Genomic DNA, 23,084 nt, shown 5'->3' on the forward strand with positions numbered 1-23,084 from the left:
TATGAGTGAATTTTCCCAGACAGTCCCCGAACTGGTTGCCTGGGCCAGGAAAAACGATTTCTCCATCTCGCTGCCGGTAGACAGACTCTCTTTCCTGCTGGCGGTTGCCACGCTGAACGGCGAACGGCTGGATGGTGAGATGAGCGAGGGTGAACTGGTGGATGCGTTCCGCCACGTCAGTGATGCGTTTGAGCAAACCAGCGAAACCATTAGCGTGCGTGCCAACAACGCAATTAACGATATGGTGCGTCAACGTCTGCTGAACCGCTTTACCAGCGAGCAGGCGGAAGGAAACGCCATCTATCGCCTGACGCCACTGGGCATCGGTATCACCGATTACTATATTCGCCAGCGTGAATTTTCCACGCTGCGTCTTTCCATGCAGCTCTCGATCGTGGCGGGTGAGCTTAAGCGCGCCGCCGATGCCGCGGATGAAAACGGTGACGAATTCCACTGGCACCGTAACGTCTACGCGCCGCTGAAGTATTCGGTGGCGGAAATCTTCGACAGCATCGATCTGACCCAGCGTCTGATGGACGAACAGCAGCAGCAGGTGAAAGACGATATCGCGCAGCTGCTGAATAAAGACTGGCGTGCCGCCATCTCCAGCTGTGAGCTTCTGCTGTCAGAAACTTCCGGCACGCTGCGTGAGCTGCAGGATACGCTGGAAGCGGCAGGGGACAAGCTGCAGGCGAACCTGCTGCGCATTCAGGACGCGACCCTGGCGCATGACGATCTGCATTTTATCGATCGTCTGGTCTTTGACCTGCAAAGCAAACTCGACCGCATTATCAGCTGGGGCCAGCAGTCGATCGACCTGTGGATCGGCTACGACCGACACGTGCATAAATTTATCCGTACCGCGATTGATATGGATAAAAACCGCGTCTTTGCTCAGCGTCTGCGTCAGTCGGTGCAGACCTATTTCGATGCGCCGTGGGCGCTGACCTACGCCAGTGCCGATCGTCTGCTGGATATGCGCGACGAAGAGATGGCCCTGCGCGATGAAGAGGTCACCGGTGAACTGCCGCCGGATCTGGAATATGAAGAATTTAACGAAATTCGCGAGCAGCTTGCCGCGATGATCGAAGAGCAGCTCGCTGTCTACAAAACCAGACAAGTGCCGCTGGATCTGGGGCTCGTGGTGCGCGATTATCTGGCGCAATATCCACGCGCGCGCCACTTCGACATTGCCCGCATCGTGGTTGACCAGGCGGTGCGTCTGGGCGTCGCGCAAGCAGATTTCACCGGACTGCCGCCGAAGTGGCAGCCAATTAACGATTACGGAGCCAAGGTACAGGCGCATGTCATTGACAAATATTGAACAAGTGATGCCGGTTAAGCTGGCACAGGCGCTGGCGAATCCGTTATTTCCGGCGCTGGACAGCCAGCTGCGTGCCGGTCGTCACATTGGCTTAGACGAGCTGGATAATCACGCCTTTTTGATGGACTTCCAGGAGTATCTGGAAGAGTTTTACGCACGTTACAACGTTGAGCTTATCCGCGCGCCGGAAGGGTTTTTCTACCTGCGCCCGCGCTCCACAACGCTGATTCCGCGTTCCGTGCTCTCCGAGCTGGATATGATGGTCGGCAAAATTCTTTGCTATCTCTATCTCAGCCCCGAGCGTTTGGCGAATGAAGGTATCTTCACCCAGCAGGAACTTTACGATGAGCTGTTGACGCTGGCGGATGAGAGCAAGCTGCTCAAGCTGGTGAACAACCGCTCCACGGGGTCGGATCTTGACCGTCAGAAATTACAGGAAAAGGTTCGTTCTTCCCTAAACCGTCTGCGTCGTCTGGGGATGGTCTGGTTTATGGGCCACGACAGCAGTAAATTCCGCATTACGGAGTCTGTCTTCCGCTTCGGCGCCGATGTGCGTGCGGGCGATGACGCGCGTGAAGCACAGCTTCGCATGATCCGCGACGGTGAAGCGATGCCGGTGGAAAACCATTTGTTGCTCAATGACGAGCATGAAGAGAATCTGCCGGATAGCGGGGAGGAAGAGTAATGATTGAACGCGGTAAATTTCGCTCACTGACGCTGATTAACTGGAACGGCTTCTTTGCCCGAACCTTCGATCTGGACGAGCTGGTTACGACGCTTTCCGGTGGTAACGGTGCGGGTAAATCAACCACCATGGCGGCCTTCGTCACGGCGCTGATCCCTGACCTGACGCTGCTTCACTTCCGTAACACCACCGAGGCGGGCGCTACAAGCGGCTCCCGTGATAAAGGTCTGCACGGTAAGCTGAAGGCCGGGGTCTGTTATTCGGTTCTGGACGTTATCAACTCCCGCCATCAGCGTGTGGTCGTGGGCGTGCGCCTGCAGCAAGTTGCCGGTCGCGACCGTAAAGTCGATATTAAGCCTTTCGCCATTCAGGGGCTACCGACCTCTATGCAGCCGACGGCGCTGCTGACGGAAACCCTGAACGAACGCCAGGCGCGCGTGCTGACGCTGCAGGAGCTGAAAGATAAGCTTGAAGCTATCGAAGGCGTACAGTTCAAACAGTTCAACTCCATCACCGACTACCACTCCCTGATGTTCGATCTGGGCGTGGTGGCGCGTCGTCTGCGCACCGCCTCAGACCGTAGCAAATACTACCGTCTGATCGAAGCGTCCCTGTACGGCGGTATCTCCAGCGCCATTACCCGCTCCCTGCGCGACTACCTGCTGCCGGAAAACAGCGGCGTGCGTAAGGCGTTCCAGGATATGGAAGCGGCACTGCGTGAAAACCGCATGACGCTGGAAGCGATTCGCGTGACCCAGTCTGACCGCGACCTGTTTAAACACCTGATCAGCGAAGCCACCAACTACGTGGCGGCGGACTACATGCGCCACGCCAACGAGCGCCGCGTGCATCTCGATCAGGCATTAGAGTACCGCCGCGAACTGTTTACCTCCCGTAAACAGCTGGTGGCCGAGCAGTACAAGCATGTCGAAATGGCGCGCGAGCTGGGTGAGCACAACGGTGCTGAAGGCGACCTGGAAGCCGACTATCAGGCTGCCAGCGATCACCTGAACCTGGTTCAGACCGCGCTGCGTCAGCAGGAAAAAATCGAGCGCTATGAAGCGGATCTCGACGAGCTGCAAATTCGTCTCGAAGAGCAAAATGAAGTGGTGGCCGAAGCCGCCGATATGCAGGAAGAGAACGAAGCCCGCGCGGAAGCGGCCGAGCTGGAAGTGGATGAGCTGAAAAGTCAGCTTGCCGATTACCAGCAGGCTCTTGACGTGCAGCAGACGCGAGCGATTCAGTATACTCAGGCGTTGCAGGCGTTACAGCGTGCCAAAGAGCTGTGCCATCTGCCTGACCTCACGCCGGATAGCGCCGACGAGTGGCTGGACACCTTCCAGGCCAAAGAGCAGGAAGCCACCGAGAAACTGCTGTCTCTCGAACAGAAGATGAGCGTCGCGCAAACGGCGCACAGCCAGTTTGAGCAGGCCTATCAGCTGGTGGTGGCAATTAACGGCCCGCTGGCGCGTAACGAAGCGTGGGACGTTGCCCGTGAGCTTCTGCGCGACGGCGTAAACCAGCGCCATCTGGCCGAGCAGGTCCAGCCGCTGCGTATGCGTCTGAACGAGCTTGAGCAGCGCCTGCGCGAGCAGCAGGAAGCCGAGCGTCTGCTGGCGGAATTCTGCAAGCGGCAGGGTAAACGCTACGATTTCGACGAGCTTGAGGCCCTGCATCAGGAGCTGGAAGCGCGTATTGCGGCCCTGTCCGATACCGTATCAAACGCCAGCGAACAGCGTATGACGCTGCGTCAGGAGCTGGAGCAGCTTCAGTCTCGGTCTCAGGCACTGCTCCAGCGTGCACCGGTCTGGCTGGCGGCTCAAAGCAGCCTGAATCAGCTCAGCGAGCAGTGCGGCGAGCAGTTCGAATCCAGCCAGGACGTGACCGAATATCTGCAGCAGCTGCTGGAGCGCGAGCGCGAAGCCATTGTTGAGCGTGACGAAGTGGGCGCCCGAAAGCGCGACGTCGATGAAGAAATTGAGCGCTTAAGCCAGCCGGGCGGGTCAGAAGATCCGCGCCTGAATGCACTGGCCGAGCGTTTTGGCGGCGTGCTGCTGTCCGAAATTTATGACGATGTCGGCCTGGATGATGCCCCGTACTTCTCCGCGCTGTATGGCCCGTCGCGTAACGCGATTGTGGTTCCGGATCTGTCGCTGATTTCTGAGCAGCTTGCCGGCCTGGAAGATTGCCCGGAAGATCTCTACCTGATCGAAGGGGATCCGCAGTCGTTCGATGACAGCGTATTTAGCGTCGACGAGCTGGAAAAAGCGGTGGTGGTGAAAATCGCCGATCGTCAGTGGCGTTATTCCCGCTTCCCGGAACTGCCGCTGTTTGGCCGCGCCGCGCGTGAAAGCCGCATTGAAAGCCTGCACGCCGAGCGTGAAACGCTGTCCGAACGCTTTGCGACACTGTCGTTTGACGTGCAGAAAACCCAGCGTCTGCACCAGGCGTTTAGCCGCTTTATCGGTAGCCATCTGGCCGTGGCCTTTGATGCCGACCCGGAAGCGGAAATTCGCAAACTCACTACCCGCCGCGGCGAGCTGGAACGTGCGATTGCCAGTCATGAAAGTGATAACCAGCAGAGTCGCCTCCAGTTTGAGCAGGCGAAAGAGGGCGTCGCCGCGCTTAACCGCATCCTTCCGCGCCTGAATCTGCTGGCAGACGACACGCTGGCGGACCGTGTGGATGAGATCCAGGAGCGTCTGGATGAAGCGCAGGAAGCCGCGCGTTTCGTACAGCAGCACGGCAACCAGCTGGCGAAGCTGGAGCCGGTTGTTTCGGTGCTTCAGAGCGATCCGGAACAGTTCGAGCAGTTAAAAGAAGATTATGCCTGGTCGCAGCAGGTGCAGCGCGAAGCGCGTCAGCAGGCGTTTGCCCTGACGGAAGTTGTGCAGCGTCGCGCCCACTTCGGCTACTCTGATTCGGCTGAAATGCTGAGCGGTAACAGCGACCTGAATGAAAAACTGCGTCAGCGCCTTGAGCAGGCCGAAGCGGAACGTACTCGCGCCCGTGAAGCGATGCGCAGCCATTCTGCGCAGCTGAACCAGTACAATCAGGTGCTGGCCTCGCTGAAAAGCTCCTTCGACACCAAGAAAGAGCTGCTAAACGACCTGCAGAAAGAGCTTCAGGACATCGGCGTCCGTGCCGACAGCGGAGCAGAGGAGCGCGCGCGTATTCGTCGTGACGAGCTGCATGCTCAGCTCAGCAATAACCGCGCGCGTCGCAACCAGCTGGAAAAAGCGCTGACGTTCTGTGAAGCGGAAATGGATAACCTGACCCGTCGCCTGCGCAAGCTGGAGCGTGACTACTTTGAGATGCGTGAGCAGGTCGTGACCGCCAAGGCGGGCTGGTGCGCGGTGATGCGGATGGTGAAAGACAATAACGTCGAACGTCGTCTGCACCGTCGCGAGCTGGCCTACCTCTCTGCCGATGAGCTGCGTTCTATGTCGGATAAGGCGCTGGGTGCGCTGCGTCTGGCGGTGGCAGATAACGAACACCTGCGCGATGTACTGCGTATGTCAGAAGATCCGAAACGTCCTGAGCGTAAAATTCAGTTCTTCGTGGCGGTTTATCAGCACCTGCGCGAGCGCATTCGTCAGGACATCATCCGTACCGACGATCCGGTGGAAGCCATCGAGCAGATGGAAATCGAACTGGGACGCCTGACGGAGGAGCTGACCTCCCGTGAACAGAAGCTGGCGATCAGCTCCCGCAGCGTGGCGAACATCATTCGCAAAACCATTCAGCGCGAGCAGAACCGTATCCGCCAGCTGAACCAGGGCCTGCAGAGCGTGTCGTTTGGTCAGGTGAATAGCGTGCGCCTCAACGTCAACGTGCGTGAAGCCCACGCGACGCTGCTGGAGGTGCTGTCTGAGCAGCACGAACAGCATCAGGATCTGTTCAACAGCAACCGTCTGACCTTCTCCGAAGCGCTGGCGAAGCTGTATCAGCGCCTGAACCCGCAGATTGATATGGGGCAGCGTACGCCGCAAACCATCGGTGAAGAGCTGCTGGATTACCGTAACTACCTGGAAATGGAAGTTGAGGTAAACCGTGGTTCCGACGGCTGGCTGCGTGCAGAATCCGGGGCGCTCTCTACCGGTGAAGCGATCGGTACCGGGATGTCGATTCTGGTGATGGTCGTACAGAGCTGGGAAGATGAAGCGCGTCGTCTGCGCGGGAAAGATATCTCCCCATGTCGCCTGCTGTTCCTGGATGAAGCGGCGCGTCTTGATGCCCGCTCGATTGCCACGCTGTTTGAGCTGTGTGAACGTCTTGATATGCAGCTCATCATTGCGGCACCGGAAAACATCAGCCCTGAAAAAGGCACCACCTACAAACTGGTGCGTAAAGTGTTCCAGAACAGCGAACACGTTCACGTTGTCGGCCTGCGTGGCTTTGCTCCGCAGCCGCCAGAGTCCTTGCAGGAAACTACGGCGGACGCATCCTGACGCGTCTCCTTAACGAGAGCGGCGCCCTGGCGCCGCTTTTTTTTTAAACTTAACTTGTGCTTAGGGCTGCGTTATCTTTAAACTTCTTTACATAAGGTAAGGCAACAGGTTTGCCGGCTACCTATAATAAAGAAAGCCCCACCGTGATGGGCATGTCGTGAAAACAGGGGGCAAGGGATGTTGCTAAAGAAAAAATGTGGTCGTCAGCTGTCTGCGCTCAGTTTATGCCTGGCAGTGACATTTGCTCCACTGTTAACCGCCCAGGCCGACGAGCCTGAAATTGTGCCGACTGACAGCTCTGCAACGACGGGTGCGCAGCCAACGTCGCTGTCTGAGCCGCTGGAGCAGTCTCCGGCGACGGCTGTCATGGCCGGTATTAAGCCGCTGCCGGAAGGCATCGACGCCGAATCTCTCAGTCAGCAGCTGCAGTCGGGGCTGCCGTCAGGCTACACGCCTGCCTATCTCAATCAGCTCACGCTGCTTTATGCTGCCCGTGATATGAAACCGATGTGGGAAAACCGCGATGCCGTGCGCGCCTTCCAGCAGCAGCTGGCGGAAGTGGCCATTGCCGGGGTTCAGCCGCAGTTTACAAAATGGGTCGAGCTGTTAACCGATCCTGCCGTCACCGGACAGGCGCGTGACGTGGTGCTTTCCGATGCCATGATGGGCTACCTGCAGTTTGTGGCAGGCATTCCGGTCAACGGCAACCGCTGGTTGTACAGCGATAAGCCGTACAAGCTGGCGACACCGGCGCTGTCGGTCATTAACCAGTGGCAGTTAGCCCTGGATAATGGCGAGCTGCCGCGCTTTATTGCCAGCCTCGCACCGGCACATCCGCAATATGCCACCCTGCACCAGTCGCTTCTTGCGCTGGTGGGTGACTCCCGTCCGTGGCCGCAAATGCGCGGTACCACGACGCTGCGTCCGGGGCAGTGGAGCAGCGATGTTCCTGCCCTGCGTGAGATCCTGGCGCGTTCCGGTATTCTGGACGGCGGGCCACATATCGCCTTGCCCGGCGACGATCCGCAAAACGCGGTGGTCAGCCCGTCAGCCCCCGTGAAAGAGAAAAAAGCGGTCGCCGTCAGCAATAAACCTGCAGCATACGACCGCGAGCTGGTTGCGGCAGTTAAGCAGTTCCAGGCCGTTCAGGGGCTGGGGGCCGATGGCGTTATTGGCCAGACAACGCGTGACTGGCTAAACGTGTCGCCTGCGCAGCGGGCAGGGGTGCTGGCGCTGAATATCCAGCGTTTGCGCTTGCTGCCGGGTACGCTCTCAACCGGGATTATGGTCAACATTCCGGCGTATTCGCTGGTCTATTACCAGAACGGTAGCGAAGTGCTGGCGTCGCGCGTGATTGTCGGACGTCCGGATCGTAAAACACCGATGATGAGCAGTGCGTTAAATAACGTGGTGGTTAACCCGCCGTGGAACGTACCGCCGACCCTGGCGCGTAAGGACATTCTGCCGAAGGTCTGGAACGATCCGGGGTATCTGGAACGTCATGGCTATACGGTGATGCGTGGATGGAACAGCAAAGAGGCCATCGATCCTTATATGGTCGACTGGTCGACGATCACGGCGTCAAATCTGCCGTTCCGTTTCCAGCAGGCTCCCGGGGCGCATAACTCGCTGGGGCGCTACAAGTTCAATATGCCGAGTTCAGACGCTATCTATTTGCACGATACCCCGAACCACAACCTGTTCCAGAAGGATACTCGCGCGCTGAGTTCTGGCTGCGTGCGCGTCAATAAAGCCTCGGAACTGGCGAATATGCTGTTGCAGGATGCGGGCTGGAACGATACGCGCATCTCGGATGCCCTAAAACAAGGGGATACGCGTTACGTGAATATTCGGCACAATATTCCGGTCAATCTTTACTATCTGACCGCGTTTGTGGGCGAAGACGGGCGGACTCAGTATCGTACAGATATTTACAATTATGATCTCACCGCGCGATCCGGCGCACAAATTTTGCCAAAAGCGGAACAATTAATCAGGTAAATGAAGCAGTTCGGGAAAAAAGATTGTCGTAAGTTAGGGTGAATACGGGGCAATATCGCTGTAAGCCGCGTATTCACTGGGGTTGGGCGCCTTGACGTACCTGGTTTTGCCAGTTAAGGTGCCCTTCGTGCGCTAAGCATATTACGATTTCTTTTACCTGTAGACCTGATTATCATGGACAAATTTGACGCTAATCGCCGCAAACTGCTGGCGTTAGGTGGTGTTGCGCTTGGCGCAGCGGCCATCTTGCCGACGCCAGCATTTGCCACCCTCTCGACACCTCGTCCGCGAGTTTTAACGCTCAACAATCTTCATACCGGTGAGTCGCTAAAAGCGGAGTTCTTCGATGGCAGAGGCTATATTCAGGATGAATTAGCAAGACTTAACCATTTTTTCCGTGATTTCCGCGCGAATAAAATAAAAGCCATCGATCCAGGACTGTTTGATCAGCTTTTCCGCCTTCAGGGCCTGCTGGGCACCAGCAAGCCAGTGCAGCTTATTTCTGGCTATCGCTCAATTGATACCAATAATGAACTGCGCGCCCACAGTCGCGGGGTAGCCAAAAAGAGCTATCACACGAAGGGACAGGCAATGGATTTCCATATTGAAGGCGTTTCGTTAGCCAATATTCGCAAAGCTGCGTTATCTATGCGCGCAGGTGGTGTAGGATATTACCCCAGCAGCAACTTTGTGCATATTGATACCGGTCCGGTTCGGCACTGGTAATAACGAAACACAGGAGCAGTATGAACTATCGTATTATTCCGGTTACCGCGTTCTCCCAGAATTGTTCACTGATCTGGTGCGAACAAACTAAACTGGCCGCGCTTGTCGATCCCGGTGGCGACGCTGAGAAAATCAAGCAGGAAGTCGCTGACAGCGGTGTCACGCTGATGCAAATTTTGCTGACGCATGGTCACCTTGACCATGTTGGCGCAGCGGCGGAACTGGCGCAACATTATGGTGTGCCGGTGATTGGTCCGGAAAAAGAAGATGAGTTCTGGCTGCAGGGGTTACCCGCCCAAAGCCGCATGTTTGGCCTTGATGAGTGTCAGCCCCTGACGCCCGATCGCTGGCTAAACGAAGGAGAGCGCGTTAACGTAGGGAATGTGACTTTACAGGTGTTGCATTGTCCTGGGCATACGCCAGGCCATATTGTCTTCTTTGATGACCAGTCCCGTCTGCTGATTTCCGGCGATGTGATTTTCAAAGGTGGCGTAGGACGCAGCGATTTTCCGCGCGGCGATCACGGGCAGTTGATTCAGTCGATTAAACAGAAACTCTTGCCGCTGGGTGATGATGTGACGTTTATCCCTGGACACGGTCCGATGTCGACGCTGGGCTATGAACGGCTTAATAATCCGTTCCTTCAGGATGAGATGCCTGTCTGGTAACCCGAATAAAAAAAGCCTGCATAACGCAGGCTTTTTTATGGGCGCAGATTACAGTACGGCGACAATCGCTTCGCACAGTGGCGCCATGTTGTCAGGCGTCATGCCCGCAACGTTCACGCGGCCAGACGCTACGGCGTACACGCCAAACTCTTCGCGCAGGCGCAGAACCTGCTCTTTGGTCAAGCCGCTGAAAGAGAACATACCGTTCTGTTTGATGATAAAGCTGAAGTCGCGGTCAGCGCCTTTCTCCGCCAGGGTGTTCACAAACAGCAGGCGCATGCGCTGAATACGCTGGCGCATATCGTTCAGCTCTTGTTCCCAGATTGCGCGCAGCGCATCGTTGCTCAGGATAGTGGCAACAACAGACGCACCGTGTGCCGGTGGGTTAGAGTAGTTCGCGCGAATAACCGATTTCATCTGGCTGAACGCACGGTCAACGGTCTCTTCGTTTGCCGCAACCAGCGTACAGGCACCCACACGCTCATTGTACAGACCGAAGTTCTTGGAGTAGGAGCTGGCAACAATCAGCTCCTGATGCACGGCGGCGAACGCGCGCAGGCCTTCTGCATCTTCTTCCAGACCACGGGCGAAGCCCTGGTAGGCAAAGTCAAACAGCGGCAGCCAGCCTTTTTCTACGGACAGCTTCGCCAGGTGTTCCCACTGCTCAAGCGTCGGATCGATACCGGTTGGGTTGTGGCAGCAGCCGTGGAACAGCACCACGTCGCCCGCCTGCGCTTCGCTCAGGCTTGCCAGCAGGCCGTCAAAGTCGAGAGAGTGGTTTGCCGCGTCGTAGTAGGCGTATTCGCGCACGTCCAGACCCGCGGAATTGAAGACGCTCTTGTGGTTCGGCCAGCTCGGGTTGCTTACCCAGACGCGCTTCACAGAGGTGTTTTTCGCAAGGAAATCCGCCGCCACGCGCAGCGCGCCGGTACCGCCAGGGGTCTGCGCTGTACGGGCACGTTTGTCACTGACGATTGTGCTGCCTTTACCGAACAGCAGCTCCTGGGTGCAGCGACCAAATTCAGGGATACCATCAATACCGAGGTAGTTTTTGGTGGTTTCGTTTTCCAGCAGATACTGCTCAGCTTTCTTAACGCTGGTCAGTACCGGAGTTTTGCCGGTTTCATCTTTATATACACCAATACCCAGGTTGATTTTGCCAGGGCGGTCGTCGGCACGAAACAGATCGGCCAGGCCCAGAATCGGGTCGGCAGGAGCGGCGGTAATGTTCTCAAACATGACGAAGTTCCATTGTGATTACAGAAGTGAAATCCGCTATCAGGTTAACGGTAGATTTACAAAATGCCAACCGTTTGCGACGAAAAGCGTGCGGCTTTTCAAAAGTCGCCATTATTTTCTGTCGGGCATAAAAAAACAGGGCCGAAGCCCTGTTCATTAAGCATATAACAAAGTGGTGTTCTGATTAGAACTGGTAGGTAACAGCCATTGCAACCTGGTCGTCTTTACCGTTCACGATACCCACGCTACGAGAGTAGTCGGTGTCGTCGATCAGGTTCAGCTGGTAGTCAACATAGACGTTGAAGTTTTTGTTGAAGTAGTAAGTTGCACCCAGTTCAACAAATTTCTGCAGGTCAGCATCGCCGCCAGAGAAGGTGCCACGCTGTGACAGGTTTTTACCTTTAGACTGAACGTAGGCCACGGAAGGGCGCAGACCGAAGTCGAACTGGTACTGAGCGATCACTTCGAAGTTCTGAGTTTTGTTCGCGAATGAGCCGTCAGCTTCACGGGTCATGTTGCGGGTTTCAGCGTAGGTGGTTGCCAGGTAGATGTTGTTCGCATCGTATTTCGCGCCAACTGCCCATGCTTCAGCTTTGTCACCTTTACCGTCAGCGGTCTGCAAGTTAGTACGGTCAGAGTTGCTGTATGCACCGATCAGACCGAAACCTTCGCCGAAATCATAACCCAGAGAGGTACCGAAACCGTCACCGTTAGCGGTTTTAACGTCGGTACGCTCGTTTTTGCCCTGATACTGCAGACCCAGGCTCAGACCATCAACCAGACCGAAGAAGTCAGAGTTGCGGTAGGTCAGCAGACCAGAGTTACGGCCGGTCATGAAGTTATCAGAGTAGTTAGCCCAGGTCATACCAGAGAAGGATGGGGCCATATCGGTGTAGGATTCTACATCGTATACGATACCGTAGTTACGGCCGTAGTCGATTGAACCTGCATCACCGGCTTTCAGACCAGCGAACGCCAGACGGGTACGCTGAGTCTGGTTGCTTTCTGCCTGGCTTGCCAGAGCACGGTATTCCCACTGACCGTAACCAGTCAGTTGGTCATTGATTTGAGTTTCACCTTTGAAACCGATCTGCGCATAGGTAGCGTCGTTGCTGTCGGTGTTGTCACCGGAGGTCACGAAGTCGTGCTCGCCAACCACTTTCCCATACAGATCCAGTTTGTTGCCGTTTTTGTTATAGATTTCTGCAGCGTTAGCTGCACCGGCTACCAGCAGAGCAGGGATAACCACTGCCAGAATATTGCGCTTCATCATTATTTATTACCCTCATTGGTTTTTTTATGACACTCGCCACTGCCGTCAATAAATTCTGTCAATAAATATTTCCGGAACTATTGATGAGAGTTTGGTGTCTTTATGTATCTGTCAGGCATCTTTCCATTCACCGAAGCGTTTCGCTAGCCTCAAAGTGCTACAATTTTCAAGATTAAGTAACAACAAGAAAATATGTGTAACCAAATATGTATTTTTGGGAACTTTGTGAACCATCTCAAACTTCAGACCTCCTTGGCGAATTAAGCGACAGCTTGATTCCTATATATATGAATTCCTTATGATTAATTTGGATAAAGGCAATTCATATAAACAGACGTTAAACGACTCGTTTTTTCTTATGCCCCAAAAAAGACTTCTGGATGGCTGAAAAAGTGGTTGAAATTTGTGCTATTGCTTGAGGGGGCAGTAATCGCAATAAGAATGGGGTTTATTTTTTGTGGCTGGATATTTCACGGAAACAAAACGTAACAGCTAGTGGTTGTGACGGGGTGAAGGTTTAAAGATGCTGACTTTGCGCTGACGAAAACTGACAATGCAGAATAAAATAATGGCCAGCATATGCTGGCCATTTTCTGTTTTGTTGCTTAGAAGCTGGCGTTACGTGGAGTACGCGGGAACGGAATCACGTCACGTACGTTCTGAACGCCCGTAACGTAGGCGATCAGACGCTCGAAGCCCAGACCAAAACCGGCGTGCGGCACGGTGCCGTAGCGGCGCAGATCGCGGTACCAGCTGTAGTCAGCTGGGTTGAGCCCCATCTCTTCCATACGCGCGTCCAGCACGTCGAGACGCTCTTCACGCTGAGAGCCACCGATGATTTCACCAATGCCCGGCGCCAGAACGTCCATCGCTGCCACGGTTTTACCGTCTTCGTTAAGGCGCATATAGAAGGCCTTAATGTCTTTCGGATAGTTTTTAACGACAACCGGCGCTTTGAAGTGTTTCTCGGCCAGATAGCGTTCGTGCTCAGACGCAAGGTCAACGCCCCAGTAAACCGGGTTCTCGAACTTCTCACCGCATTTCTCGAGGATCGCCACCGCGTCGGTATAGTCTACCTGGGCAAAGTCAGCAGAGACGAAACGCTCCAGACGGGCCACCGCATCGCTGTCTACGCGCTCAGCGAAGAATTTCATGTCGTCCGGACGCTCTTCCAGAACCGCTTTGAAGACATACTTCAGCATCGCTTCCGCCAGGCCGGCAACATCGTCCAGGTTGGCGAACGCCACTTCAGGCTCTAGCATCCAGAATTCCGCCAGGTGACGGCTGGTGTTGGAGTTTTCGGCGCGGAAGGTTGGGCCAAAGGTGTAGATTTTGGACAGTGCGCAGGCATAGGTTTCGCCGTTGAGCTGGCCAGATACCGTCAGGAAGGCTTCTTTACCGAAGAAGTCTTTGTCATAGTCCACTTTACCTTCTGGCGTGCGCGGCAGGTTTTCCATGTCCAGCGTTGAGACGCGGAACATTTCACCTGCACCTTCCGTATCAGAAGCGGTGATCAGCGGGGTAGACACCCAGAAATAACCCTGCTCATCAAAGAAACGATGCAGCGCCTGAGCCAGCGTATGGCGCACGCGCGCCACCGCACCAATCAGGTTGGTGCGCGGGCGCAGGTGTGCGACTTCACGCAGGTATTCAATGCTGTGACGTTTTGCCGCCATCGGATAGGTGTCCGGATCGTCAACCCAGCCGGTGACTTCAACGGCAGAGGCCTGAATTTCGAAACTCTGGCCCTGGCCCGGTGATGCCACAACCACGCCGGTCACAATTACGGAACAACCCGTTGTCAGGCGCAAAACGTCATCATTGTAATTGGGCAGAGAATTATTAATGACGGCCTGTACAGGATCAAAGCAGGAACCGTCATAGACGGCAAGGAAGGAGATGCCAGCTTTAGAATCTCGGCGGGTACGCACCCATCCGCGCACGGTGACTTCTGAGTCAACGGCGACACGGCCCTGGAGTACGTCGGCTACAGGCACAACGCTCATAATATTCTCTCTGTTAATAGTCGGAAAAAATAAACACTTGTCCACCCTTATGGGGGGATATCTATGTTACCTGCCATCCGCTATCAGACAAGCAAATTTCGCAGTCAAAAGAGAAGATTTAAGAAAAAATAAGGAGAGAGGGAGCCATCAAGGCTCCCTTTAGTGCTTAACTGGCTTTTTTGATCTGGGGGAGATCGAACGCTTTGCGCAACGCGCGGACAAACGCTTTGTCATGGCAGATGGTTTTACCCGGGCTATCGGAGAGTTTTGCCACCGGCTTGCCGTTACATTCCACCAGCTTAATAACGATATTCAGAGGTTTTACCTGAGGAATGTCGCAGGTCAAACGGGTACCAATCCCGAAGCTCAGGTTCACTCTGGTACTGAAATGGCGATAGAGTTCGACCGCTTTCGCCAGGTCGAGGTTGTCTGAGAAGACCAGCACCTTGCTCATCGGATCAATCCCGAGTTTTTGGTAATGGGCAATCGCCTTTTCGCCCCACTCAACCGGATCCCCGGAATCGTGGCGTAACCCCTGGTAACGCTCAGCGAACTCGGGACCAAAGTCGCGCAGGAAGGCGTCCATCGTAATACAGTCGGTGAGGGCGATCCCGAGCTGATTCGGGTACTCCTCAAGCCATGCGGCCAGTGCCGCGCGCTGGCTGTTAGCCAGATCTGGGCTTATCTGCTGATGCGCCTGGAACCACTCGTGCGCCTGGGTGCCCATTGGCGTCAGGTTGAGGCGACGGGCCAGATCGTAGTTGCTGGTGCCCACGAACCACGGCTCCTGCTGCAGACGTTTAACAATGGCCTCCTGAACGTCGCGAGAGAAACGGCGACGGGTGCCAAAGTCCATCAGGCGGAAGCGGGACATATCCAGCCCTTCGGTCAGCGTGGAGAAGGCAGCGAGTTTGTTTTCCAGCGAGGCAACCGCCTGCTCTACGCCCGTTTCCGGTGAGCGGTAGCGGTGGGCCAGCTCGCTGATCACCGCCAGAAGCGGCACTTCCCACATGATCACTTCCCGCCACGGGCCTTCAAGGCGAATATCCAGCTTGCCATTGTCATTAACCACGGTGACCTGCTCCGGCTTATAGCGGAAATCGCGCAGCCAGTTCAGATAGTCGGTTTTGAAGAAAGGCAGGCCGGAAAGCCACTGATATTCGTCGTCCTGCAGCGTCAGATGCTGCATAGCATCGACCTGTTCACGAATGGAGTCTGCGTAGATACCGAGCAAGTCGTCGCCACGGCAGCGGAATTCCGCCGCGACATGCACGTCATAGTAGTGGTGAAAAACGGCTTGCTGCATATGCAGTTTATACGCGTCGGTATCCAGCAACGTATGCAGAACAGGGGAAGCGAATTGAGTCATAGGTGCGCAGTAGCATCCTCTCACAGGAGCGTTTAGTACAATAAACAACTCCGGAGTATACCTTGTTTAGTGATTTATTGAACCCCGATCACAACATAAGCGCGTTTTATGGTCGAGGGCATTTTGTGCCCCGTGTTATATAAATGTAGCAAAAAAGGGTTTTGTACCTGAAAAGATGAACATTCTGCATAGCGCGTTTTACACAACAGGAATATATTGAAACGTTACTCGACAAACGATGCATAAGGTTTTCTATGACACAACAGCCACAAGCCAAATACCGCCACGACTACCGTGCGCCGGATTACCTGATTAGCGATATCGACCTGACTTTTGACCTGGATGCCACTAAAACCGTTGTGACGGCGGTGAGTCAGGTGACGCGCCACAGCGCGACTGCCGTACCGCTGCGTCTGGATGGTGAAGACCTGACTCTGGTCTCCCTGCATATTAATGATGAAGCGTGGTCTGACTATAAAGAAGAAAACAACCAGCTGGTCATCGACAACCTGCCGGAACAGTTTACGCTGCGCATCGTGAATGAAATCAGCCCTGCCGCCAACACGGCGCTGGAAGGGCTTTACCAGTCTGGCGTGGCGCTGTGTACCCAGTGTGAAGCGGAAGGGTTCCGCCACATCACCTGGTATCTGGACCGCCCGGACGTCCTGGCGCGCTTCACTACCAAAATTATCGCCGATAAAGCGCTCTACCCATTCCTGCTCTCCAACGGTAACCGCGTGGGGGAAGGGGAGCTGGACAATGGCCGTCACTGGGTTCAGTGGCAGGATCCGTTCCCGAAACCGTGCTACCTGTTTGCGCTGGTAGCGGGAGATTTCGACGTGCTGCGCGACACATTCAAAACGCGCTCGGGTCGCGAGGTGGCGCTGGAGCTGTTTGTTGACCGCGGCAACCTGGACCGCGCACCGTGGGCGATGACCTCGCTCATCAACTCCATGAAGTGGGACGAAGAGCGCTTTGGCCTCGAATATGACCTCGACATCTATATGATCGTCGCCGTCGATTTCTTCAACATGGGCGCAATGGAGAACAAAGGCCTTAACGTCTTTAACTCCAAATACGTGCTGGCGCGTACCGATACCGCCACCGATAAAGATTATCTCGATATCGAACGCGTCATCGGACACGAATATTTCCATAACTGGACCGGTAACCGCGTCACCTGTCGCGACTGGTTCCAGTTGAGCCTGAAAGAGGGCCTGACCGTGTTCCGTGACCAGGAGTTCAGCTCCGATCTGGGTTCACGCGCGGTGAACCGCATCAACAACGTACGTACGATGCGCGGCCTGCAGTTTGCGGAAGATGCCAGCCCTATGGCGCACCCGATCCGCCCGGATAAAGTCATTGAGATGAACAACTTCTACACCCTGACGGTGTATGAGAAAGGCGCTGAGATTATCCGTATGATCCACACCCTACTGGGGGAAGAGAACTTCCAGAAAGGGATGCAGCTTTACTTTGAGCGTCATGACGGCAGCGCGGCCACCTGCGACGATTTTGTTCAGGCGATGGAAGATGCCTCTAATGTCGACCTCTCGCATTTCCGCCGCTGGTACAGCCAGGCCGGTACGCCAGTTGTGACCGTCAAAGACGATTACAATCCGGAAACCGAGCAGTACACCCTGACCATCAGCCAGCGCACGCCGCCAACGGCCGAGCAGGAAGAGAAATATCCACTGCACATTCCGTTCAGCATTGAGCTGTACGATAACGAAGGCAAAGTGATCCCACTGCAGAAAGGCGGCCACCCGGTACACCACGTGCTGAACGTGACCCAGGCCGAGCAGACCTTTATCTTCGATAACGTCTACTTCCAGCCGGTGCCAGCGCTGCTGTGCGAATTCTCTGCGCCAGTGAAGCTGGAATATAAGTGGAGCGATCAGCAGCTAACGTTCCTGATGCGTCACGCGCGCAACGACTTCTCCCGCTGGGATGCGGCGCAAAGCCTGCTCGCAACCTACATCAAGCTGAACGTGAACCGTCATCAGCAGGGCCAGCCGCTGTCGCTGCCTGTTCATGTAGCTGACGCGTTCCGCGCGATCCTGCTGGATGAGACGATTGATCCGGCACTGGCGGCTGAAATCCTGACGCTGCCGTCCGCCAGCGAAATCGCCGAACTGTTTGATATCATCGACCCGATCGCCATCGTGGCGGTGCGTGAAGCGCTGACCCGCACGCTGGCGACCGAGCTGGCCGATGAGTTCCTCGCAATCTACAACGCCAATAAGCTTGACGCGTATCGCGTGGAGCATGCGGACATCGGTAAACGTTCCCTGCGTAACACCTGCCTGCGCTATCTGGCATTTGGTGAAACCGAACTGGCGAACACTCTGGTGAGCAAGCAGTATCACGAAGCGGATAACATGACCGACGCGCTGGCAGCGCTTGGCGCAAGCGTCGCCGCCGAACTGTCCTGCCGCGATGCGCTGATGCAGGAGTACGACGACAAGTGGCATCAGGATGGTCTGGTGATGGACAAGTGGTTTATTCTGCAGGCAACCAGCCCGGCGGAAGATGCGCTCAGCACCGTCCGCAGCCTGCTGAAGCATCGCTCCTTTACCATGAGCAACCCAAACCGCGTCCGTTCCCTGATTGGTGCGTTTGCCAGCAGCAACCCGGCCGCGTTCCACGCCGAAGATGGCAGCGGCTATCAGTTTATGGTGGAAATGCTGACCGAGCTGAACAGCCGTAACCCGCAGGTGGCGTCGCGCCTGATTGAGCCGCTGATCCGCCTGAAGCGCTACGACGCGAAGCGTCAGGCGAAGATGCGTGCCGCGCTTGAGCAACTGAAAGGGCTGGAAAATCTGTCTGGTGATTTGTACGAGAAGATTGCTAAGGCGCTGGCCTGATAGAAAGCTTAACCCCCCTCTCCCTGTGGGAGAGGGGGGAGAGGGCATCAGGCATTAGCCGTAATCAACGCGCGCTCATTCACCCCACGCTTCATCACCCGATCCAGCACTTCTGCCTCCAGCTCCGCCAGTCTTGCCGAACCGACGCGACGAGGGCGAGGAAGATCGACCGTCAGGTCCAGGCCAATTTTTCCTTCTTCTATTAACAGCACCCGATCGGCCATTGCGACGGCTTCGCTCACGTCATGGGTGACCAGCAACACCGTAAAACCATGCTCCTGCCACAGGGAGCCAATCAAATCCTGCATTTCGATCCGCGTCAGGGCATCCAGCGCGCCGAGCGGCTCATCAAGCAACAGCAGGCCGGGGCGATGGATTAACGCCCGGGCCAGCGCCACGCGCTGTTTCTGTCCACCCGACAGCGCCGCAGGCCATTCGCCCGCACGGTGTTCCAGCCCGACGGCCGCAAGCGCCTGACGGGCCTCATCGCGCCAGCTGCCCTTCAGGCCGAGCCCGACGTTATCGATGACGGACTTCCAGGGCAGCAGACGGGCGTCCTGAAACATCATGCGGGTATCGTCCTGAATATTGGCAAGCGGCGTCGTGCCGGCCAGAATTTCGCCGCCGTTGGGGGGCTCCAGCCCCGCTAAAAGACGCAACAGCGTACTCTTGCCGCCCCCGCTGCGCCCGACAACGGCCACAAATTGCCCGGCTGGAATGTGCAGATCCAGCCCGTTAAGAACGGTGTTTTCACCGTAGCATTTGGTCACGCCGCTGAGCAGCAGCGGTGTACCCTGAGTCAGTCGGGACGTGTTCATGCTTTCGCCTCCTGAGTGGTGTAGGCCGGATTCCAGCGCAGCCAGCTGCGCTCCAGCCACTGGGCGCTGACGTCGGCGAGTTTGCCGAGCAGGGCGTAAAGGATAATGGCGACCACAACCACGTCCGTTTGCAGGAATTCGCGGGCGTTCATCGCCAGATAGCCAATGCCGGAGTTGGCTGAGATGGTCTCCGCGACAATCAGCGTCAGCCACATCAGGCCGAGCGCAAAACGTACCCCGACCATAATGGAGGGCAGGGCGCCGGGGAGAATGACATGAGTAAAAAGCGCGAAGCCTGATAAGCCGTAGCTGCGCGCCATCTCGACCAGGCCGCGATCGATGTTGCGGATGCCGTGCCAGGTGTTGATGTAAATTGGGAACAGCGTGCCCAGCGCCACGAGGAAGATCTTGGCGCTTTCATCAATACCAAACCACAAAATCACCAGCGGGATCAGCGCCAGATGTGGCACGTTGCGCAGCATCTGAATGGACGTATCCAGCAGCCGCTCGCCCCAGCGGGAAAGGCCGCTTATCAAACCCAGCACCAGCCCGATGCTGCCGCCGATGGAAAAACCAATTACCGCGCGCCAGGAGCTGATAGCCAGATGCTGCCACAGCTCGCCGCTGACGCTCAGCGACCAGAACGCTTCTACAACGCCCTCCGGGGAGGGCAGAATACGGCTCGACAGCCAGCCGGTGGACGACGCGAGCTGCCAGATAGCCACAATGCCGACGGGTAAAAACCACGGCGCGGCGCGCAGCAGCCATTTGTGTGAGGTGGCAGACATGGTCACTCCTTAGCTTTGCGCGGCTTTTCGCGGGATAAATTCGTTCGCTACGGCTTCGCCCTGAAGCTGGAGCGGCTGTGGCTGCGGAATTTCCGGAATGGCAACATCCAGATGCGGGAATAGCAGCTCGCCCACTTTGTAGGCCTCTTCCAGGTGCGGATAACCGGAGAGAATAAAGCTGTCGATACCCAGGTCTGCGTATTCATTAATGCGTGCTGCCACGGTCGGTCCGTCGCCGACCAGCGCCGTGCCCGCACCGCCGCGCACCAGGCCAACACCCGCCCACAGGTTCGGGCTGATCTCCAGATTCTCGCGCTTGCCGTTGTGCAGGGACGCCATCCGGTGCTGTCCGACGGAGTCGGTTTTGGCAAACGCGGCTTGGGCTTTCGCGATGGTCTCATCATCCAGATGGGAGATCAGACGGTCGGCCGCCTGCCAGGCTTCTTCATTGGTTTCACGCACAATCACGTGCAGGCGAATGCCGAAGCGCACCTTACGACCGTGGGCGGCCGCTTTAGCACGTACCTGAGCAATTTTTTCTTTCACCAGCTCGGGCGGTTCGCCCCAGGTCAGATAAAGGTCGACCTGCTCCGCCGCCAGGTCCTGCGCCACATCCGACGACCCACCAAAGTAGAGAGGTGGGCGCGGCTGCTGCACCGGCGGGAAGTAGAGCTTCGCGTCGCGAACGTGAATATGCTTGCCTTCGAAGGTGACGGTTTCCCCTTCCAGCAGGCGTCGCCAGACGCGGGTGAATTCGGCGGAGGCTTCATAGCGCTCGGTGTGGTCGAGGAACACACCGTCGCCCGCCAGCTCCTGCGGATCGCTGCCCGTTACCAGGTTGAACAGAGCGCGTCCGTTAGACAGTCTGTCCAGGGTTGCCGCCTGACGCGCCGCCACGGTAGGCGAGACGACGCTCGGGCGCAGCGCAACAAGGAACTTCAGACGCTGGGTGACCGGGATCATCGACGCGGCAACCAGCCAGGCATCTTCACACGACCGTCCGGTCGGGATCAGCACCCCGGTAAAACCGATTCGGTCTGCCGCCTGAGCAATCTGCTGCAGATAGCCATGGTCAACCGGGCGTGAACCCTCTTCTGTACCAAGATAGTGTCCATCACCGTGGGTGGGTAAAAACCAGAAAAGATTCAGACTCATGATTTTGTTCCTTCTTTGCCAGCGGGTTGCCAGATGCGTTCACGAATATCCACCTGCTTAGGAACCAGGTGATTTTGATAGAAGAGGTCAGCGGTTTGCTGCTGAAGTGCGGCGACGTGCGCGTCTACGGGCGTAATGGTGGTTGGTGGACGGTGGCTGAGATAGCTCGCGATCACCGGTTCAGGTAAGCTCATGGTTTTTGCCAGCAGGGCAATACTCTCCTGACGCTGGCTCTGGGTCAGCGCATCGGCCTGGGTAAAGGTATCAAGGACGCCCTGAATAAATGCGCCGTTCTTTTCCGCATACGGTCTTGCGGCAAGGTAGAACGAACCTGTCTGCTTCAGCGTGGTGCCGTCTTTCAGCACGCGAACGCCGCCCTGCAGCAGTGCGGCGGAGTAGTACGGATCCCAGATGGCCCAGGCATCAACGTTCTTCTGCTGGAATGCGGCGCGCGCGTCGGCAGGCGTCAGGTAGACGGGCTGAATGTCGGTGAACTTGAGCCCGGCTTCCTGCAGGGCGCGCAGCAGCAGGTTGTGCGAGCTGGAACCTTTCTGGAACGCGACTTTATGACCTTTAAGATCGGCGACGCTTTTAATGTCGCTATTTTCAGGGACCAGAATCACTTCAGCCTTCGGTTTGGGCGGCTCAACGCCAACGTAGACGAGGTCCGCTCCGGCGGCCTGGGCGAATATCGGCGGGATATCGCCCGTACTGCCGATATCGATACTGCCAACGTTCAGGGCCTCCAGCATTTGAGGGCCAGCAGGAAACTCAACCCAGGAGAATTTGGTGTCCGGGAAGCGTTTTTCCAGAAGCTGGTGGCTTTTCGCCAGCACCATGCTCACGCTGCCTTTCTGATAGCCAATGCGTAAACTTTCAGGCGCCGTATCGGCGGCGTGGGCCAGCGATGAAAGCGCCATCAAACCTGCCAGGCCGATGCGGGTTAACGTTTTAAACATGGGCGACTCCTTGAGGCTGGCTAAACGCCGGAGCCTGGATATCCCTGCGGTGCAGGGCATGCCAGAAGGTTTCCAGGGCGTTATCGAGGCGGGTTTGCAGATTTGGCGTAAAGTGAGGTTTGTGCTGATAGTCAATGACCTGGGAGTCATCTGCGAAAACGCCGTGGAGTATCTCCTGTGCTTTCAGCGCGTTCAGGACCGGCTTCAGTGCATAATCCACCGCCAGTAAATGGGCCACCGTGCCGCCTGTGGCAAGGGGCAGCACCACTTTGCCATCCAGAGCACGCTCGGGAAGCAGGTCAAGCAGGGTTTTCAGGGCACCGGAAAAAGAGGCTTTATAAATAGGCGTTGCCACGATTAAGCCGTCAGCGCCTTTAAGCTGCTCAATGAGGGTTTTGAGAGCAGGGCTGTCAAAACGGGCATAGAGCAGATCTTCAGGTTCGAAGTTATGCAGGTTCCAGTGGCACACTTCCACATCCAGGGCATTGAGCTTTTCACGGGCATATTCCAGCAGGGCGCTGGAACGCGAAGGGAATCGTGGACTTCCGGCCAGAGTAATGACGCGCATACTTCCTCCTTATAACCAATTGTTTGCTTTTATCTAACATTCATAACAATTTTCAGGAGTGTGACACCGCGCGGTTATTCCACTAAATGATTTATCTGCAATTAAAATGCGAAAAAGAGCATAAGAAGTATCCCGCCAGGTAAACGATTGCGTTTTACGCTGCTTTTTTTGCCGCAGGTCAATTCCC

Annotated in this window: 16 protein-coding genes; 7 read left to right on the forward strand and 9 right to left on the reverse strand. The window is 56.2% G+C overall.

All coding sequences use genetic code 11. The features are described 5' to 3' along the window. Position 1: 1 nt before the first annotated feature. From mukF to AC3WOK_RS01065, 6 genes are all read left to right on the forward strand, one after another. Positions 2 to 1,324 (forward strand): chromosome partition protein MukF, encoded by a 1,323-nt coding sequence (gene mukF / locus AC3WOK_RS01040; protein ID WP_023335133.1) that lies wholly within the window; start codon positions 2 to 4, stop codon positions 1,322 to 1,324. After that, positions 1,305 to 2,009, forward strand: coding sequence for a chromosome partition protein MukE (gene mukE / locus AC3WOK_RS01045; protein WP_047346903.1), 705 nt, complete (start codon positions 1,305 to 1,307; stop codon positions 2,007 to 2,009). The genes mukF and mukE overlap by 20 nt, the downstream gene beginning before the upstream one ends. After that, a complete protein-coding gene (gene mukB / locus AC3WOK_RS01050) occupies positions 2,009 to 6,460 on the forward strand; it encodes a chromosome partition protein MukB (RefSeq protein ID WP_492353780.1) in 4,452 nt (1,483 codons plus the stop codon). The genes mukE and mukB overlap by 1 nt, the downstream gene beginning before the upstream one ends. Before the next feature lie 177 nt (positions 6,461 to 6,637). Further along, on the forward strand, positions 6,638 to 8,461 hold the full coding sequence (ldtD, locus tag AC3WOK_RS01055; RefSeq protein ID WP_492353781.1) for a L,D-transpeptidase: 1,824 nt from the start codon (positions 6,638 to 6,640) through the stop codon (positions 8,459 to 8,461). 174 nt (positions 8,462 to 8,635) lie between these two features. Further along, on the forward strand, positions 8,636 to 9,187 hold the full coding sequence (mepK, locus tag AC3WOK_RS01060) for a peptidoglycan L,D-endopeptidase MepK (RefSeq protein WP_032639289.1): 552 nt from the start codon (positions 8,636 to 8,638) through the stop codon (positions 9,185 to 9,187). 20 nt (positions 9,188 to 9,207) lie between these two features. Then, the gene (locus AC3WOK_RS01065; protein ID WP_059310409.1) at positions 9,208 to 9,855 is read left to right on the forward strand and encodes an MBL fold metallo-hydrolase; all 648 of its coding nucleotides are present in this window, start codon (positions 9,208 to 9,210) and stop codon (positions 9,853 to 9,855) included. Positions 9,856 to 9,903: 48 nt separating this feature from the next. On the opposite strand, the gene AC3WOK_RS01070 is transcribed toward AC3WOK_RS01065, so the two are convergent. From AC3WOK_RS01070 to pncB, 4 genes are all read right to left on the reverse strand, one after another. Beyond that, positions 9,904 to 11,094, reverse strand: coding sequence for an amino acid aminotransferase (locus tag AC3WOK_RS01070; RefSeq protein ID WP_063430732.1), 1,191 nt, complete (start codon positions 11,092 to 11,094; stop codon positions 9,904 to 9,906). 184 nt (positions 11,095 to 11,278) lie between these two features. Beyond that, complete coding sequence (locus tag AC3WOK_RS01075) at positions 11,279 to 12,367, reverse strand: porin (protein ID WP_059310407.1); 1,089 nt, start codon at positions 12,365 to 12,367, stop codon at positions 11,279 to 11,281. 605 nt (positions 12,368 to 12,972) lie between these two features. Beyond that, positions 12,973 to 14,373, reverse strand: a complete 1,401-nt coding sequence (gene asnS, locus AC3WOK_RS01080) for an asparagine--tRNA ligase (protein WP_047346898.1) — start codon at positions 14,371 to 14,373, stop codon at positions 12,973 to 12,975. A 166-nt stretch (positions 14,374 to 14,539) separates the two neighbouring features. After that, positions 14,540 to 15,742, reverse strand: a complete 1,203-nt coding sequence (gene pncB / locus AC3WOK_RS01085; RefSeq protein ID WP_047346897.1) for a nicotinate phosphoribosyltransferase — start codon at positions 15,740 to 15,742, stop codon at positions 14,540 to 14,542. A gap of 254 nt (positions 15,743 to 15,996) precedes the next feature. On the opposite strand from pncB, the gene pepN reads away from it, so the two are divergent. Next, positions 15,997 to 18,609: an aminopeptidase N gene (gene pepN, locus AC3WOK_RS01090; RefSeq protein WP_492353782.1), complete on the forward strand. Its 2,613-nt coding sequence runs from the start codon at positions 15,997 to 15,999 to the stop codon at positions 18,607 to 18,609. A 47-nt stretch (positions 18,610 to 18,656) separates the two neighbouring features. Here pepN and ssuB read toward each other — a convergent pair whose 3' ends face one another. Genes ssuB through ssuE form a run of 5 tightly spaced genes read right to left on the reverse strand, consistent with a single transcriptional unit; the run spans position 18,657 to position 22,897 of the window. Next, positions 18,657 to 19,427, reverse strand: coding sequence for an aliphatic sulfonates ABC transporter ATP-binding protein (ssuB, locus tag AC3WOK_RS01095; RefSeq protein WP_492353783.1), 771 nt, complete (start codon positions 19,425 to 19,427; stop codon positions 18,657 to 18,659). After that, a complete protein-coding gene (gene ssuC / locus AC3WOK_RS01100; RefSeq protein WP_063430724.1) occupies positions 19,424 to 20,215 on the reverse strand; it encodes an aliphatic sulfonate ABC transporter permease SsuC in 792 nt (263 codons plus the stop codon). Before ssuC ends, ssuB begins: the two co-directional genes overlap by 4 nt. Positions 20,216 to 20,224: 9 nt before the next feature. Continuing rightward, the gene (gene ssuD, locus AC3WOK_RS01105; protein WP_063955689.1) at positions 20,225 to 21,370 is read right to left on the reverse strand and encodes an FMNH2-dependent alkanesulfonate monooxygenase; all 1,146 of its coding nucleotides are present in this window, start codon (positions 21,368 to 21,370) and stop codon (positions 20,225 to 20,227) included. Beyond that, positions 21,367 to 22,329 (reverse strand): sulfonate ABC transporter substrate-binding protein, encoded by a 963-nt coding sequence (locus AC3WOK_RS01110; RefSeq protein WP_492353784.1) that lies wholly within the window; start codon positions 22,327 to 22,329, stop codon positions 21,367 to 21,369. The genes ssuD and AC3WOK_RS01110 overlap by 4 nt, the downstream gene beginning before the upstream one ends. Then, positions 22,322 to 22,897 (reverse strand): NADPH-dependent FMN reductase, encoded by a 576-nt coding sequence (ssuE, locus tag AC3WOK_RS01115; protein WP_063955693.1) that lies wholly within the window; start codon positions 22,895 to 22,897, stop codon positions 22,322 to 22,324. Before ssuE ends, AC3WOK_RS01110 begins: the two co-directional genes overlap by 8 nt. Between the last annotated feature and the right edge of the window lie 187 nt (positions 22,898 to 23,084).

It is taken from the genome of Enterobacter sp. FW301-JW81, assembly GCF_058788735.1.

Bases quoted from the DNA above. Each gene is read 5' to 3' on its own strand.
- AC3WOK_RS01065 (WP_059310409.1), top strand. From the start codon at position 9,208: ATGAACTATCGTATTATTCCGGTTACCGCGTTCTCCCAGAATTGTTCA.
- ssuB (WP_492353783.1), bottom strand. From the start codon at position 19,427: ATGAACACGTCCCGACTGACTCAGGGTACACCGCTGCTGCTCAGCGGC.
- mepK (WP_032639289.1), top strand. From the start codon at position 8,636: ATGGACAAATTTGACGCTAATCGCCGCAAACTGCTGGCGTTAGGTGGT.
- ssuC (WP_063430724.1), bottom strand. From the start codon at position 20,215: ATGTCTGCCACCTCACACAAATGGCTGCTGCGCGCCGCGCCGTGGTTT.
- ssuE (WP_063955693.1), bottom strand. From the start codon at position 22,897: ATGCGCGTCATTACTCTGGCCGGAAGTCCACGATTCCCTTCGCGTTCC.
- mukE (WP_047346903.1), top strand. From the start codon at position 1,305: ATGTCATTGACAAATATTGAACAAGTGATGCCGGTTAAGCTGGCACAG.
- pncB (WP_047346897.1), bottom strand. From the start codon at position 15,742: ATGACTCAATTCGCTTCCCCTGTTCTGCATACGTTGCTGGATACCGAC.
- pepN (WP_492353782.1), top strand. From the start codon at position 15,997: ATGACACAACAGCCACAAGCCAAATACCGCCACGACTACCGTGCGCCG.
- mukF (WP_023335133.1), top strand. From the start codon at position 2: ATGAGTGAATTTTCCCAGACAGTCCCCGAACTGGTTGCCTGGGCCAGG.
- AC3WOK_RS01110 (WP_492353784.1), bottom strand. From the start codon at position 22,329: ATGTTTAAAACGTTAACCCGCATCGGCCTGGCAGGTTTGATGGCGCTT.
- AC3WOK_RS01075 (WP_059310407.1), bottom strand. From the start codon at position 12,367: ATGATGAAGCGCAATATTCTGGCAGTGGTTATCCCTGCTCTGCTGGTA.
- mukB (WP_492353780.1), top strand. From the start codon at position 2,009: ATGATTGAACGCGGTAAATTTCGCTCACTGACGCTGATTAACTGGAAC.
- asnS (WP_047346898.1), bottom strand. From the start codon at position 14,373: ATGAGCGTTGTGCCTGTAGCCGACGTACTCCAGGGCCGTGTCGCCGTT.
- ssuD (WP_063955689.1), bottom strand. From the start codon at position 21,370: ATGAGTCTGAATCTTTTCTGGTTTTTACCCACCCACGGTGATGGACAC.
- AC3WOK_RS01070 (WP_063430732.1), bottom strand. From the start codon at position 11,094: ATGTTTGAGAACATTACCGCCGCTCCTGCCGACCCGATTCTGGGCCTG.
- ldtD (WP_492353781.1), top strand. From the start codon at position 6,638: ATGTTGCTAAAGAAAAAATGTGGTCGTCAGCTGTCTGCGCTCAGTTTA.